Source organism: Lysobacterales bacterium (assembly GCA_016721845.1).
GTDB lineage: Bacteria > Pseudomonadota > Gammaproteobacteria > Xanthomonadales > Ahniellaceae > JADKHK01.
This window is the reverse complement of record JADKHK010000013.1, coordinates 1,936,543-1,951,392: the sequence shown is the minus strand read 5'-3', so window position 1 is coordinate 1,951,392 and position 14,850 is coordinate 1,936,543. Positions and strand designations below refer to the sequence as shown.

Annotated in this window: 14 protein-coding genes; 7 read left to right on the top strand and 7 right to left on the bottom strand. The window is 65.9% G+C overall.

All coding sequences use genetic code 11. From position 1 onward, the window contains the following. Positions 1 to 27 precede the first annotated feature (27 nt). The 4 genes from IPP28_16330 to IPP28_16315 all read left to right on the top strand — a co-directional run bounded on the left by IPP28_16330 (position 28) and on the right by IPP28_16315 (position 3,807). Entirely contained in the window at positions 28 to 2,406 is a 2,379-nt protein-coding gene (locus IPP28_16330) for a hypothetical protein (protein MBL0042564.1), read from the top strand. Positions 2,407 to 2,455: 49 nt separating this feature from the next. Beyond that, positions 2,456 to 2,611, top strand: a complete 156-nt coding sequence (locus IPP28_16325) for a DUF3096 domain-containing protein (GenBank protein MBL0042563.1) — start codon at positions 2,456 to 2,458, stop codon at positions 2,609 to 2,611. A 99-nt stretch (positions 2,612 to 2,710) separates the two neighbouring features. Beyond that, positions 2,711 to 2,869: a DUF3309 domain-containing protein gene (locus IPP28_16320; protein MBL0042562.1), complete on the top strand. Its 159-nt coding sequence runs from the start codon at positions 2,711 to 2,713 to the stop codon at positions 2,867 to 2,869. A 2-nt stretch (positions 2,870 to 2,871) separates the two neighbouring features. Then, on the top strand, positions 2,872 to 3,807 hold the full coding sequence (locus IPP28_16315) for a M23 family metallopeptidase (GenBank protein MBL0042561.1): 936 nt from the start codon (positions 2,872 to 2,874) through the stop codon (positions 3,805 to 3,807). A gap of 111 nt (positions 3,808 to 3,918) precedes the next feature. Here the strand turns inward: IPP28_16315 and IPP28_16310 are convergent, their stop codons facing one another. The 5 genes from IPP28_16310 to IPP28_16290 form a co-directional block, all read right to left on the bottom strand. Continuing rightward, the gene (locus IPP28_16310; protein MBL0042560.1) at positions 3,919 to 4,380 is read right to left on the bottom strand and encodes a hypothetical protein; all 462 of its coding nucleotides are present in this window, start codon (positions 4,378 to 4,380) and stop codon (positions 3,919 to 3,921) included. A 193-nt stretch (positions 4,381 to 4,573) separates the two neighbouring features. Next, positions 4,574 to 4,765: an entericidin gene (locus IPP28_16305; GenBank protein MBL0042559.1), complete on the bottom strand. Its 192-nt coding sequence runs from the start codon at positions 4,763 to 4,765 to the stop codon at positions 4,574 to 4,576. 215 nt (positions 4,766 to 4,980) lie between these two features. Continuing rightward, positions 4,981 to 5,193, bottom strand: a complete 213-nt coding sequence (locus IPP28_16300) for a CsbD family protein (protein MBL0042558.1) — start codon at positions 5,191 to 5,193, stop codon at positions 4,981 to 4,983. Positions 5,194 to 5,442: 249 nt separating this feature from the next. Continuing rightward, positions 5,443 to 6,324: a YihY/virulence factor BrkB family protein gene (locus IPP28_16295; protein ID MBL0042557.1), complete on the bottom strand. Its 882-nt coding sequence runs from the start codon at positions 6,322 to 6,324 to the stop codon at positions 5,443 to 5,445. Between the two features lie 36 nt (positions 6,325 to 6,360). Continuing rightward, positions 6,361 to 7,452 (bottom strand): AI-2E family transporter, encoded by a 1,092-nt coding sequence (locus tag IPP28_16290; GenBank protein ID MBL0042556.1) that lies wholly within the window; start codon positions 7,450 to 7,452, stop codon positions 6,361 to 6,363. Between the two features lie 335 nt (positions 7,453 to 7,787). Between IPP28_16290 and IPP28_16285 the strand changes: the two genes are divergently transcribed. The 3 genes from IPP28_16285 to IPP28_16275 are packed head-to-tail and all read left to right on the top strand — an operon-like array spanning position 7,788 to position 11,042. Continuing rightward, a complete protein-coding gene (locus IPP28_16285; protein ID MBL0042555.1) occupies positions 7,788 to 9,485 on the top strand; it encodes a response regulator in 1,698 nt (565 codons plus the stop codon). Next, positions 9,482 to 10,306, top strand: a complete 825-nt coding sequence (locus IPP28_16280; protein ID MBL0042554.1) for a response regulator — start codon at positions 9,482 to 9,484, stop codon at positions 10,304 to 10,306. Before IPP28_16285 ends, IPP28_16280 begins: the two co-directional genes overlap by 4 nt. Before the next feature lie 34 nt (positions 10,307 to 10,340). Further along, complete coding sequence (locus tag IPP28_16275; protein MBL0042553.1) at positions 10,341 to 11,042, top strand: Crp/Fnr family transcriptional regulator; 702 nt, start codon at positions 10,341 to 10,343, stop codon at positions 11,040 to 11,042. A gap of 85 nt (positions 11,043 to 11,127) precedes the next feature. Here IPP28_16275 and IPP28_16270 read toward each other — a convergent pair whose 3' ends face one another. Beyond that, complete coding sequence (locus IPP28_16270) at positions 11,128 to 12,381, bottom strand: DUF3494 domain-containing protein (GenBank protein MBL0042552.1); 1,254 nt, start codon at positions 12,379 to 12,381, stop codon at positions 11,128 to 11,130. A gap of 107 nt (positions 12,382 to 12,488) precedes the next feature. Then, positions 12,489 to 14,765: a hypothetical protein gene (locus tag IPP28_16265; protein MBL0042551.1), complete on the bottom strand. Its 2,277-nt coding sequence runs from the start codon at positions 14,763 to 14,765 to the stop codon at positions 12,489 to 12,491. Positions 14,766 to 14,850: the final 85 nt, after the last annotated feature.

Here is a 14,850-nt window from a genome sequence, read left to right as displayed (position 1 = left end):
TCAGGTAAGCGCTTGAAGGAGAACGTCATGTCCCTGTCCCACCGACTGCTTGTACTGACCGGCACGCTGCTGGTCGGTCTGTGTTTCGTACTGCCGGCACGCGCCGCGTTCGCCGACCCGTCCGGGCGGGTGGCGCGGCTGAGCGACGTGCGCGGCGACGTCAGCCACTCGCCCGCGGGTGAGGACGAATGGCTGCAGGTCCAGCGCAATCGCCCGCTGACCAGCGGCGACCGCCTGTGGACCGAGCAGGGCGCGCGCCTGGAACTGCAACTCGGCAGCGCCGCGATCCGGCTCGATGGGGAGACCAGCTTCCAGATCCTTGACCTGAACGATCGCATCGCCCAGCTTGAAGTCAGCGAGGGCACGATCGATGTGGGTGTGCGCCGCCTTTACCGCGGGCAGTCGATCGAGATCGCTACACCGACGCTGGCCTTCGTCATCCAACGTGCCGGGCGTTACCGCATCGACGTCGATCCCTATGACAACCAGACCACAATCGTGGTCTGGCAGGGGGCCGGCATTGCTTACGGCGACGGTGCCAACTTCCCGATGCGCGGCGGCGACAGCGTACGCTTTTACGACACCGACTTGCGTGACCATCAGGCGTACGGCCTGCCGCGTGCCGACGACTTCGACCGCTACTGCGTCAATCGCGACCGCCGCCTCGATCGCTCGGAGTCCCTGAACTATCTGTCCGACGATGTCATCGGCTACAGCGACCTCGACGAATACGGCCGCTGGAGCCGAGTCGGAAACTACGGCAACGTCTGGTTTCCGAATGACGTCGGGCGCGACTGGGCACCGTATCGCGATGGCCACTGGGCGTGGCAGGAACCATGGGGTTGGACCTGGGTCGACAATGCACCCTGGGGCTTCGCGCCGTCGCATTACGGGCGCTGGGTGCACGTCTCGAATCGCTGGGGCTGGATCCCGGGTCCGCGCAATGTTCGGGCGATCTATGCGCCGGCGCTGGTCGCTTTCGTCGGCGGCCGCAACTGGAGCCTGTCGCTGTCGTTCGGTGACCGTGCCCCGGTCGGCTGGTTCCCGCTCGGACCACGCGAGGCCTACGTGCCGAGCTACCGCGCGAGCCGCGACTACTTCACCCGCGTCAACGTCAACAACACGGTGATCAACAACACCACAATCACGAACATCTACAACAACTTCGCCAGCGGCAACAACGTCGTGACCCAGAGCGGCTACGTCAACCGCGCCATTGCCGGTGCCGTGACCGCGGTGCCGGGCGAGGTGTTCACGAATGCGCGTCCGGTGCGCGAGGCCGCGATGACCATCGATCGACGTGCGCTCAGCAGCGGCGAGATCTCGCGCATTGCGTCGGTCGCACCGAGCCAGCGCAGCGTGTTCGGCGCGGCCAAGGCGAGCGACGTGCGACCTTCGCGCGCCGCGCTGGAACGCAGTGTCCTGGCACGCAACACGCCGCCGCCGCGTGAAGCTTCGTTCGCCGAGCGCGAGCGTGATCTGAAGCGCAACCCGGGCCGTCCGCTCGAATCGCGTCCGGACGCAGGCCACACCAAGGCGCTGCAGACGTCGCAGCAGATCCGCGTGATCCGCGACCAGCGTGCCGCACTGAATGCGCGCGAAGCCGGTTCGACGCGTCGTACCAGCGACGGCGCGAAAGCGACCACACCGACCACGGCTTTGCCGGCACTCGATCGTTCGGCGCCCGCCGACGACGAGCGCCGTGGCCGCGTCCAGTCCGATCGTGCACGCGGTGACGCCAATCAGGCGGCGGGCGACAAGTCCGCGCGCGAAAAGGCGGCCGGCGATCAGGCAGCGGCGCGCGAATTGAAGTCGGTCGAAAGCGCACGAGCCGAGAGCGAACACCAGAGCGCGGTGCAGAAGCAGCAGGGTGAGGCGCAGCGTGCGCGTGAGCAGCAACAGCAGCAACGCGAGCGCCAACGCCAGGACGAGGCGCAGGCGCAAAAGAACGAGAAGCAACGCGCACGTCAGGTCGAACAGGTCGAACAGCAGGCCGAGCGCCAACGTCAGGCCGACGACACAAAGCGTGATGCCGAAATCGAACGCCAGCGAGGTGTCGAACTGCAGCAGCAACAGCAACGCGAGCAGCAACAAAAGGACGCGCTAGACCTGAAACAGCAGCAGGCGCTGGAGCAGCAACAGGCACGTGAGCGTCGCGAGACGCAGCGCCTGACGGCGAGCGAACAGCAGGCCGCGGCAGCGGTCAAGCGCGCGGCTAGGGAGCGCGAAGCGGCAGCACAATCGCCGCTGCCCGCGGCCGCGGACAGCAAGACTGAGGCTGACGCGGACGCCGAAGCAGATCAGAAAGCCGACGCCGGCGACAAGCCGCGCAAGGGCAAGAACAAGGACAAGGAAAAGGACAAGGACAAGGACAAGCGAAACGATCCGGACAAAGATGCTGCGTGAATGCTCAAGCGACAGGTCACCTGCAAGCCAAACCACTGAGGAGCGCAACATGAACATCCAACTCGGTCTCGCGCCGATCATCGCATTGCTCGCCGGCATCCTGATTCTGGTGACGCCGCGCCTGCTCAACTACATCGTCGCGATCTATCTGATCGTCATCGGTGTGCTCGGCATCGTCGGAGCCGGCGGCATGCGTTTGAACTGAGCGTGCTCATTCGCGTCGGGCTGCGCCGAGTAGCGCCGCCCGACCTCGTCCGCCGCCGCGCTTGCGTGCGGCCCGACCCATCCTGGAAGGAGAACCACCATGTCACTCGGCACCCTGTTATTGATCGTCCTGATCCTGATGCTCGTCGGCGCCTTGCCCAACTGGGGCCATAGCCGGTCTTGGGGTTACGGCCCAAGTGGCGGCCTCGGCTTCGTCGTCGCGGTCCTGATTGTGCTGTTGCTGCTCGGCAAGATCTAGTCATGGCGCACACGCCGACATCCAGGCGCACGCACGCCGCCGCGCTGGCACTGGCGTTGCTCGCCAACGCCAGTGCGTCCGAGCGCCCGAACGTGGTCGCGTCACAGGGTGGCGTCGCGCGCTGGGCCGGGCTCGCGGCCGCAGACTGCGGCTTCCATGGCAAGCGCTATCCTGCGGTCGACGCCGTCTGCTACTACCCGATCGATCTGCGCGCCAAGACCGGCGTGCACGAGATCGCGTTGTATGACCAGGACGGCAAGCAGCATCTCGGTTCGCTGACCGTCGAAGCGTCGGTGTTCCCGGAAGTCGAGATCACCTTGCCCGACGACCGCTTCGTGCATCCGTCCGCCACCGATCTTGCGCGCCATCTCGAGGAGCGCAAGCGCGTACTCGCGTTGTTCAAGCAAGACACCGCCCCGGCGCGCTTCTCACTGCCGCTGTCGCAACCGGCCACGTCGACCCCGGCGAGCGAAAACGACTTTGGCAGCCGCCGCCTGTTCAACGGCGTACGCAAGAGCCAGCATACGGGTCGCGATGCACCGGTCGCGTTCGGCAGTGCGGTCAAGGCGGTGGCCGACGGAACCGTGCTGCTCGCCGAGGAACAGTTCTTCACCGGTCACTCGGTGTTCGTGAATCACGGTGGCGGCTTGATCAGCATGAATTTCCACCTGTCGGAACTGGCAGTAGCTGCCGGCGACGAAGTCAAGCGTGGACAGACGCTGGGCAATGTCGGTTCCAGTGGCCGCTCGACCGGTGCGCATCTGCATCTGGGTATGCGCTGGCTCGGCGCCCGCATCGATCCCTACTTGCTGCTCGACTCGCCGACCCGGCTGCCGTCCATCGGCGACACGCCACGCAAGGCCGAAGCCAAGACCGATGCGGCGCGTCTCGCCGAGCCGGCCGAGGTTGATGACACGCGATCGGCTCCGGGATCGTGATCTGTTGGATTGCCGATTCCGTGTCTCGCACAGCAACGCGCCGGCTGATCAGCCGGCGCGTTGCTGTTTGGCGCCATCACGACCTTCGGGTCGCGATGCAGTTCGGTTGTTTCAGTCGTGGTGTTCGGCGGCAACGAGCGCGGCGTCGCGAGTCGCGGTGATAGCAGCCTGTTCGTCGGCGAAAGCGGCCTTCGCGGTGCTCAGGCAGGCGTCCTTGTCGACACCGGCGAGCGCATCGCATTTTTCCCTGGCGATGTTGTGGCGTCCGTCGGCCTGGGTGCTGGCGACATCGAATTCGGCCTGCGCCGATGTGACCATCGCTTCGGCCTCGGCCGCGGTCAGTTTCTTGCGCGCGTCGATGGTGTTGGCGGCATAGGTCTGCCGGGCCGAGGCGACATCGGCATTTGCTGCGGCCACGTCCTTGTTCGCTTCATCGAACGCGGCACCCACGTCTTCGGCGGATTCTTCACGGGCTTTGTCGACGTCCTGGGCGGTGTCGGACGCAGTTTCCTGGCAGCCGGCCAAGGCGAGTGCGGCAATCGCTGCGGTCGGGATCAGTTGGATCAGCTTCATCGGTGGCATTCCTGGGATGTGTGGGTTGGCGCGTTGCGCGGCAGCAGCTGCGGGGCGATGCCCGCAGCGACCAAGGTTTCGGTGCCTTGAGTCTGTGGTGCGGCCAGCGCAGCCGGCAACAACGGAAGTTTCCGATCCGCGGCCACGTCGACGAAGTCGCATAGACACAGGGTGGTCATCGCCTTCGGACGCTTTACGACCGGTCGTGCGCGCGGTTGTCCTGGTTGTCGTCGTCCTTGGTGTGCTGGTCAGCTTCCTTCTGGATCTTCTCGCCGACGATTTCGGTGTCTTCGCCGATGCCATGCATGGTCTTGCAGGCGCCAACGCTGACGGCGAAGCCGGCGACCAGCAGGATCAGGAAAGACTTGCGGATGTTCGTGTTCATGGGGTACTCCATCTCAATCGTTGGCTGGTTGGGTTCCTACCGCGCGGCGTCGATGCGCCGTGCTGCGGTTCCCGTTGCTCGGAGCGCATGCTCTGCGATCCGCAACCGATGCTAGGCAGCGGCAGTGCCGCGGTCGGTGCGTTGGCGTACGCAGCGCGCGTCCGCTTGAGGCCAGAAGGTGACCGCCGCATCGATGCGCGACGGTCGCCATGGGCTCAGGCCTTGTTGCTTTCGAAGAACTTCGTGACTTGCTGTTCCGCTTCGTCGCGGGTAATTGCGTAGCGTTCCTGGACCAGACCGGTCAGCTTCTGCTGATGGCCTTCGGCCTGCAGCAATTCGTCGTCGGTCAACTTGCCCCAGGCGATCTTCGCGGCGCCCATCTGCTGTTTCCACTTGCCCTTGATTTCGTCGCTGCTTGGCATGTTCATGTGTCGTGCTCCATGGGTCTGGTGTTGAACCCGGTGCCCGCGCGGGATTGCGTGGCGTCGGGGTGGATCGGTCAGGCACGATGACGCGAAGCGCAGCGGGCGTCGGTGCGCTGCAGCGCTTAGCGGGTCGTCGTGGTCGCGACGCGGCGCCGATATGAGGTGCTCATCGGTCCGGTGCCAATGGGCTTCGGTCGAGCCACCGTCATCAACGGGTGGCCGCGTTCTGGACTGCCATCGACATCCTTGCGGTCAGTCGCTGTCGATCGGCGCATCTGTAAGCGCGGTTGCCTGACGCAGTCGCGCCTGCTCCGCGCACAGGCAGGCGCCAAACACGAAGATGCAGCCGGCGACATAGATCCACAGCAGCAGCGCGATGATGCCGCCGAACGTGCCGTAGACCGCGTTCAGGAAAACGACGTGTTGCAGGTAGACGACGAACAGACGATCCGACACCTGCAGCAACAGGGTCGCGCACACGGCCGCGAACCATACTTCGGCAAGGCGCGTTTGCCGCCGTGGCGCCAGTCGGTAGAACAGGCTCAATGCGATGAACACGACCAGCATCGGGACCAGCGAATGGGCAAGCGCGTACACCCAGTCGGCGAAATCGCGGGTCGGTGCCAGCCAGGACCGCGCCATCCGCGCCGAGATCGGCACGGCGATGCTGAGCAACACGGCGACCACCATGATGGCGAGGAAAGCGAGACTCGCCAGCGGCTGCTGCCACCAGTTGTGCGCGTCCACGCCCCAGGCGCGGTTGGTCGCGCGGATCAGCGTGGAGAAGAACCCGAGGGCGGCCCAGGCGAGCATGATCAGCGCGAACAGACTCGCCTCCCCGCGCGCCGCAATGACGCCGGAAACCGTGTCGAAGATGTAGCTGCGGTTGGCGCCATCGATCGGAATGAAAGTTTCGACGTAGGCGATGATCTCGCCGCCGGCCGCGCCGCGGTCGACAAATGCGGACGCGACCGACACCGACAGCACGATCAGGGGAAACAGCGCGAAGAACGTGAAATGCGCGAACGCCGCTGCCCATTGCGTGCCATCGATGTCGAGGAAACGCCGTGCAGCCGCGGCGATGACTGCGCCGAAGCGCCGCGTTGCCTGGTCAAGCGGGCTGGTGGTGGGCATCCGTGGTGGTCGTGGCGGGCCGGTTGCAGATCTGGATCATGCCTCGTTTGCGGTCGTCGATCCGTTCTCGGTACGTGCGCGCGTCGCCCAGATGGCGAGCAGTTCGGTGGTGATGGTCAGGGTGACCGGCCCGAGAATCAGGCCGGCGGGACCGAACAGCACGATCCCGCCGATCACGGACAGGAAGGCAAGGATCGTATGCAGCTTGAGGCGGTTGCCGACCAGGATCGGCCGCAGCAGATTGTCGATCGTGCCGATCACCAGCACACCCCACAGGGTCAGGATCAAGGCCTTGACCCAACTGCCGGCCAGCAGCAGGAACAACGCTGCCGGCAACCACACCACGAACGCACCCAGCACCGGCAACACCGCGAGCGCCGCCATCACGAGACCCCAGAGCAGGGGCGCGGACAGCCCCAGCCACCAGAACATCAGGCCACCGAGCAGTCCCTGCACCGCAGACACCGCGAGGGTGCCGTATACGGTCGCGTGAATGGTGTCGCCGACACGCGCGAACAGTGCATCGGACTCGGCCTCGCGCAATGGCGACAGCGCGCGTATTGCATGCAGCACCAGGGCGCGATCGCGCAGGAAGAAAAACAGCAGATAGAAGGTCAGGCAAATGCCGAGCAACTGGACCACCGAGCCCTTGAGCAGGGTTCCGGCCAGTGAGCTGAGCCAGCTGGCGATGTCCTTCGCGGCGCCGGGCAGGTCCAGCTGTTGTTCGATTCGTTCGGCCAGCGGGGCCAGACGCGGCTGGGTCGCGAGGACGCGCCGCCACTCGCCGGTGGCCATCCGGGTTTCGACCAGGGTCGCGCCTTGCGCCGCCTGCTGCACCAGTTGCTGGCCGACCAGCACCGCCGGCACGACCACGATCAATGCAATCAGCAGCACCGCGCCGAGTGCGGCCAGGCTGCGCTCCATTTTCCGCTCCAGCCAGGCTTGCAAGGGCGTGAACAGCACCGCCAGCGCGAGCGCCCAGGCCAGCGCCGCCAGAAACGGCAACGACATCCGGTAGCAAAGGTAGAGGCCGAGGGCGGTCATCAAGGTCAGCACCAGCGTGCGCACATGCATGCGCGTGCCCCAGTCGTGTTCGCTCGCGGTCGCGGTGGGCTGGTCGGCGTTCACGGGGTGCTTGCCTCGGTATCGGGAAGGGATGGCGCGTGGAGCATGCCGCGCCCATGCCGTTGATGCTGTCGGCGCCGGCGTACAACGTCGGTGCGTCAGCGTACGCAGGACGTTGAGTCGGGACTCGGTTCGTATCGACGGCCGTCGCACGCACCGTGTCGATCCGTGCTATGAGTCCTGCCGCACCGACTCAGGTCGGCGCTGTGTCGATGATGCGGCTCGTCGCCCGGATGCGGGTCGGGGCCACCTCGCGAAATGCGAATGAGCGGAGCGTGGCTGCCCGACGGCTGTTCCGGCGCAACCTGCACCATCGCCATAGCTTCGTGGAATCGCACATGAGCAGATCGAGACCCGCCAGCGTGCCCGCCGATCCCGCCGTAAACTCCGCCGAACTGCGCCGCCAGGAAGTGCTGGTCAAGGCCGGCATGCTGCAGAACGCGATCCTGACCAGCGCCAGTTTCTCGATCATCGCTACCGACGAGCGCGGCATCATCCAGCTGTTCAATGCCGGTGCCGAGCGCATGCTTGGTTACTCTTCGGCCGAAGTCGTGAACAAGATCAGCCCGAGCGACATGCACGATGGCGAGGAGGTTCGCGCGCGTGCCTTGGCCTTGAGCGCGGAACTGGCAACGGCGATTGCACCAGGCTTCGAGGCGCTTGCCTACAAGGCCTCGCGCGGCATCGAGGACGTGTACGAGTTGACCTATGTATGCAAGAACGGCACGCGCTTCCCGGCAGTCATTTCGATCACCGCGCTGCGCGACGATCAGGGCAAGGTCATCGGTTACCTGCTGATCGGCAGCGACAACTCCGTGCGGCACCGGATCGATGCCGAACTGCAGATGGCGATGACGGCAGCAAGGAAAGCGAATCTCGCGAAGTCCGACTTCCTTTCGAGCATGAGCCACGAGTTGCGAACGCCACTCGGTGCGATCCTCGGCTTTGCCCAGTTGATCGATTCGGGCACGCCGCCACCGACTCCGGCACAGAAGCGCAGCATCGATCAGATCCTGCGGGCCGGCTGGTATCTGCTGGATCTGATCAACGAGATCCTCGATCTCGCCCAAGTCGAATCGGGCAAGTTGACGCTATCGATGGAACCGATCGCGCTGGTCGACGTGATGCGCGAGTGTCAGAGCATGATCCAGCCACAGGCGCGCGCCAACGGCATCGGCCTGGCGTTTCCGAAGCTGGACATGGCCTGTCGCGTGATGGCCGACCGCACCCGCGTCAAGCAGGTGCTGATCAACCTGCTGTCGAATGCGATCAAGTACAACCGTCCGGGCGGAAGCGTCGTCGTCACTTGCGAGCCCAGTGCATCGAAGCGCTTGCGCATCTGCATCGAGGATGCCGGGGAAGGACTGACGCCGGAACAGCAGGCTCAGCTGTTCCAGCCGTTCAATCGGCTCGGCAAGGAAAATAGCGGCGAGGAGGGCACCGGCATCGGCCTGGTCGTGAGCAAGCGACTGGTCGACATGATGGGCGGCGTGATCGGCGTCGAGAGCACGCCGGGCCAGGGCAGCGTGTTCTGGATCGAACTGAACCTGACCGACGAACTGCAGGATGAACCGGGCGTCGCGGGCGGCGAACTGGCCTCGCTGCGGGTCGCGAGCGGTGCGCCCTTGCGCACCCTGCTCTATGTCGAGGACAACCCGGCGAATCTGATGCTGGTCGAAGACCTGATCTCGCGCCGGCCGGACCTGCGCATGCTCAGTGCCACCGACGGCCATCGCGGTGTCGAGCTCGCGCGTGCGGAGCGTCCGGACGTGATCCTGATGGATATCAACTTGCCTGGCATCAGCGGCATCGCGGCGCTGGCGCGCCTCGCCGAAGACCCGAACACCGCAAGCATTCCGGTCGTGGCGCTGAGCGCCAATGCCATGCCAAGCGACATCGAGCACGGCCTCCAGGCCGGATTCTTCCGCTATCTGACCAAGCCGATCAAGGTCAAGGAATTCATGGAGACGCTGGATCTCGCGCTGAAACTCGCGCAGGCCCGGCGCAACCACCGCCAGCCCAGGGAACCGACATGAAACTCGACGAATCCGAGATCCTCGACGCCCGCATCCTGATCGTCGATGACCAGCAAACGAATGTGCAACTGCTGCAGCAGTTGCTCGGCGAGGCCGGCTACCGCAACCTGGCATCGACGCAGAATTCTGGCGAGGTCTGCGCGCTGCACCGCCGCAACCCCTATGACCTGATCCTGCTCGATCTGCAAATGCCGGGCATGGACGGTTTCCAGGTGATGGAGGGCCTGAAGACCAATGCCCGCGACGCCTACCTGCCGGTGATCGTGCTGACCGCGCAGCCTGGCCACAAGTTGCGGGCGTTGCAGGTCGGGGCCAAGGACTTCATCAGCAAGCCGTTCGACCTGGTCGAGGTGAAGACGCGCATCCGCAACATGCTCGAGGTGCGGCTGTTGTATCGCAAGCTCGAGAACTACAGCCGCGATCTGGAGCAGGCCGTCGACGAGCGTACCGCCGAGCTGCGCGAGAGCGAGGCGCGATATCGCAGCCTGACCGAACTCGCCTCCGACTGGTATTGGGAGCAAGACGAGAACGACAACTTCACCAGGGTCTCCGGCCCGGTGCTGGAGATGCTTGGCATCCGCGTCGACGCGCTCGCCGGCGAGTCCGGGACGCACGAAGTTCCGGGCTGGGACGAAGCCGAACGCAAGTTGCTGCGGGAAACCATTGCCGCGCGCAAGCCCTTCATCGATTTCGGCTTCAGCCGCCGCAATGCCGACGGCAGCACGCAACATTTCCGCGTCAGCGGCGAACCGATGTTCAGCCAGTCGTGCCGCTTCATTGGCTATCGCGGCGTCGGCGTCGACTGCACGCCGCGGAAATGACATGGCGACCCTCGTTCGTAACCTTCATGCCGCCATGACGTCCCCGCAGAACCATCTGCTTGCGGCACTGCCCACGGAAGACTTCGCGCGCATCGAGGCCCAGCTCGAGCGAGTGCCGCTGCGTCTCGGTGAAATGCTGTACGAGCCCGGCGAACAATTGCAGTACGCCTATTTTCCGACGACGGCGATCATCTCGCTGCACTACGTGATGGCGACCGGTGCGTCGGCGGAAGCCGCCGGCGTCGGCAACGAAGGCATGCTCGGCGTCGCGCTGTTCATGGGCGGAAATACCACGCCGAGTTCGGCGGTGGTGCAGACCGCAGGCGAGGCCTGGCGCTGGGAACGCGGCCGCTTCAAGGAAGAGTTCCAGCGCGCCAGCCTGCTGCAGCGCGTGCTGCTGCGCTACGCCCAGGCGCTGATGACGCAGATGATGCAGACCGCCGCCTGCAACCGCCACCACAGCGTCGAGCAGCAACTCTGCCGCTGGCTGCTGCTGACGCTGGACCGCGTCGCCTCGCCCGACCTGATCATGACCCAGGACCTGGTCGCCAGCATGCTCGGCGTGCGCCGCGAAAGCGTCACCGAAGCCGCGGGCAGACTGCAAGACGCCGGTTGCATCCGCTATCGCCGCGGCCACATCGCCGTCCTCGACCGCTGGGCGCTCGAGCAGCGCGTCTGCGAATGCTACGCCGTGGTGAAGAACGAACTGAGTCGCCTACTCGACGACGTGCGTTGATCAAGGGCCGCAGTCGCCATGACGAGGGGTCGCTGCGCGCGCGCATCCCGTCCGGAAAGGCGGCGGACTGGCCCCCTCTCGAGCCTCATCGTGCGCGCATCGCTGCTGCTGCAACCAGTCCGGACAGAAGCGCGAGCAACGCGAGCCCGACACCAGACAGGGTCGGGACCGGATGCGTGACCGCGTGCGCAATCACCACCAGGGTGGCTTCGGCCGGCTCGGGATTGTTGCCGGCAGTGGTGGTCAGTGCGCCGGTCGGAATCGTGTTCAGATGCGAGCCAGGCACCGCCGAAGTGACGTTGACGCTCACCGTGCAGCTGGTGTTCGCCGGAATGATGCGCCCTGCGGGCAGCGCAAGAGTGCTGCCGCCAGCCGCGGCGATCGGCGTTCCAACGCCATCGCAGCTGGTGGCGGCGTTCGGCAGCGCCGCGACGAACACACCGGCGGGCAGGTGGTCGACCAGGTCGGCCGTCAGCGTCGCCGCGGTCGCGTTGGCGTTGCTCAAGGTGACGGTCAGCGTCGACTGACCATCGACATTGATCGCGGCCGGACTGAACGACTTGCTGATCGTCGGTGGATTCGCGCCGCCGGGAACCAGCGTGCACGCTGAAACCAGGCCATCATCGAGGGTCACCGCGCCGGTGCGGGCGAGCAGATGGCCGCTGGCGCTGCTGCCGGTGGTCAGGGTGATGCTCGCGAGCGCGAGGATGTTGCCGATGAAGCTGCTGCCGGTGCCGAGCGTGGCCGAACTTCCCACCTGCCAGAAGACATTACAGTGCTGGCCGCCGTTGATGACTTGCACGTTTGAGGCGCTGGCGGTGGTCAGCGTGCTGCCGATCTTGAAGATGAAGACAGCATCGGGATCGTTTTGCGCGTCCAGCGTCAGCGTGCCGGTCAGACCCATGGTCGAGGCCGAGCAGTAGACGCCCGGGACCAGCGTGCTGCCACCGAGATCGGCGGAGATGGTGGCGTTGCAGGCGCGCCCGGCGAGGGTGTTGTAAGCCGTGGTGGTGTCATTCTGCGCCGAAAGCGCGAGCGCGTCGGCGAAGTGGGTGCTGCCATTGATGATGCCGGGCGGAAACCCGGTGACCGAGCTGGCGTTGTTCGGCGAGATGCCGAGGTCGCCATTGACGATCGTCGGGCCGGTGTTGGTCACTGCCGAGGCGCCCAATACGGCGAATCCGCCGGCGGTGCCGAGGTCGACGGTCTGCGCCGCCGCCGGGCCGAAGAGACCGAGGGCAGACAGCAGGGTCAGTGACGCGAGGCGGTGCAGGCCATCGCCGGGCCGCGAAGCTCGGGGCCGCAGCGCCGTGGAGGCTTGATCGGGCAGGGTGTTCATGGACGTCCTTCTGGTGTAAGTGGAGTGTGGCCGGCGGACGCGGTGCGCTCGGTGCGGCAACACACACAGGCGGGCAGGCGCCACCAGCGGTGTTTCCGCCCGCAGTCCTATTCGAAGCTGTCGCTGAACAGCGCGATCGGCGGCGGCACCACCTGCGGCAATGCGGCGATGCTCTGGCGCGGCTGAGTTCCGACGTGCTGGAAGTAGCCGCCGATGACCAGGTTTCCGGTGGCGTCGAGCGCCATGGCGCCGACATAGGAGCCAGGGATCGTCGGCGCCCAGGTGCTGTCGAGCGTGCCGCTGTCGAGCGTCGACAGCTTGGCGACGTACTGCCGGTTCTGTCCATCGATCATGGTGAAGCCGCCCGCGACAAAAAGGCGGTCGTCGGCACCCAGCACCAGCACTTCGACTTCGGCGTCGGGGAGCGGATTCCAGACCGGGTCGACGACCGCCGGGCTCGCGATGCTGACCTTCGCCAGACTCGTCCTCGGCACTCCGGCCACGGTGGTGAAGCCGCCGCCGATGTAGATCGCATCGTTCGCAAACACCATGCTGCGCGCGAAGCGCGTGCTGTCGAGATCGGCGCTCCACGCTGCGTTGACGACGCCGGACAGTGGGTCGATCCTGGCGAAACCTTCGCGGGCCGCGCCATTGATCGTGGAGAACGGGCCGCTCGCGAACAGGCTGCCATCGGGGGCGATGCCGAGTGTCTTGACCGGGCCGTCCGCGCCGGCCGCGTTCCAGCTGGTATCGAGCAGTGCCGTCTGCGCCGAGACCCGGGCGATGCGGTCGCGCGCGAAGCCGGCGATCTGTGTGAACGAACCGCCCACGAAGACTGCGCCATCGGCGGCCACGGCGACCGTCTCGACACCGCCGCCGGGCGCCGGATTCCAGCCGGCGTCGATTGCGCCGACATCGCCCGTGGCGATCTTCGCGAGGCTCGGTCGCGACACGCCATTGACGTTCAAGAATGCGCCGGTCGCGTAGACCGCGCTGCCCGGTGCATCGAGCGTCAATCCGAATACCGCGCCGTCGGTGCGCGGAATCCAGGTCGGATCGAGCAAGCCGTTGCTGTCGAGCTTGAGCAGGTTGCGGCGCGAACTGGCGTTGGCGAAATAGAAATTGCCGCCGACCAGCATGCCGCCATTTCCAGGCAGGCGCGTCAGCGCGTAGACCGAGCCCGGGTGCAGGACATCGATCGCGGCGAGCACGCTGCCGCTGGCGTCGAGCAGCGCGAAGCCGAGGCGGACCTCGTCATTGATGTCGGTGAGCTGGGTGCCGCCGAGGTAGACGATGCCGTTGCCGAAGCGGGCGACGCGATGGACCGCTGCGTTCAGCTGCGGGTCAAAGCTGGTGTCGGCGGTGCCATCGACCGTCGATACCCGCGCCAGCCGCGGCTGCAGGACGCCGGTGACCTCGGTAAACGATCCGCCGACGTAGATGTGACTGCCATCAAGCGCGATCGAGTACACATCGCCACCGTTGATCGATGGCGACCATGCCGCATCGCCGACGCCGGTGATCGTGTCGACGCGGGCGAGACGCAGGTGCGGCTGGCTCGCGAAACTGCCGAAGCTGCCACCGGCATACAAGCTGCCGAGACCGTCAAGCTGCAGGCTGGTCACGATGCCGTCGCTGCCCGGATTCCAGTCGAGGGCGACGTTGCCGAGGCCGCTGGCGGCGACCTTGGCGAGCGAAGCGCGCGGCGTCGCAGAGACCGCACTGAAATCGCCGGATACGAACAGCGCATCCGCCACGGCGTCATGGGCGAGTGCGAGCACGTTGCCTCCGACATTCGGGTCCCAGAGTGGATCGACCAGCGCCGGTCCAGAGGTGGCCAGCTTGGCCAATCGGCCGCGTGCTTCGCCGGCGATCATCGTGAAGGTGCCGCCGACGTAAATTGTGCCTTTGCCATCAAGCGCGAGTGCTTCGACCGAGGCGTTCGCACCCGGATTCCAGTCGGGATCGGCGAGCCCATTGCCGCTCGCCGACAGCTTGGCGATGCGTTCGCGCGGAAGACCGCCGATCTCGGTGAAGAAGCCGCCGACGAAGATCGCGCCATCGCTGTCGATTGCGATGGCATGGATCGAGCTGTTCGCCATCGGATTCCAGTCCGGATCCAGCGTGCCGTTCGGCAGCAGGCGGGCGATATGGTTCCGCTTGACGCCGTTCACGGCGAGGAAGTAGCCGCCGAAGACGACACTGCCATCGGCCGCACGCGCGATCGCCGTGACCGAGCCATTCGTCCACAGGTCGATGTTGGGCGTCGGCAGCGGGTCCGGCAGCTGCGCGCAGACCAGCGTCGGCAGCGCGAGTGTCGCCAGGGCCGACACCGTTACGAAGCGACGCAGGGCGGCGCGGACGAATTCAGGAAAACGGTTCATGATGTTTCGATGTCCTGCAGGAAGTTGCTGTTGCGCCGAGCGGCGCGCCCGATACGGCTCGCACCCATGCCCGACAGCTTGCCGG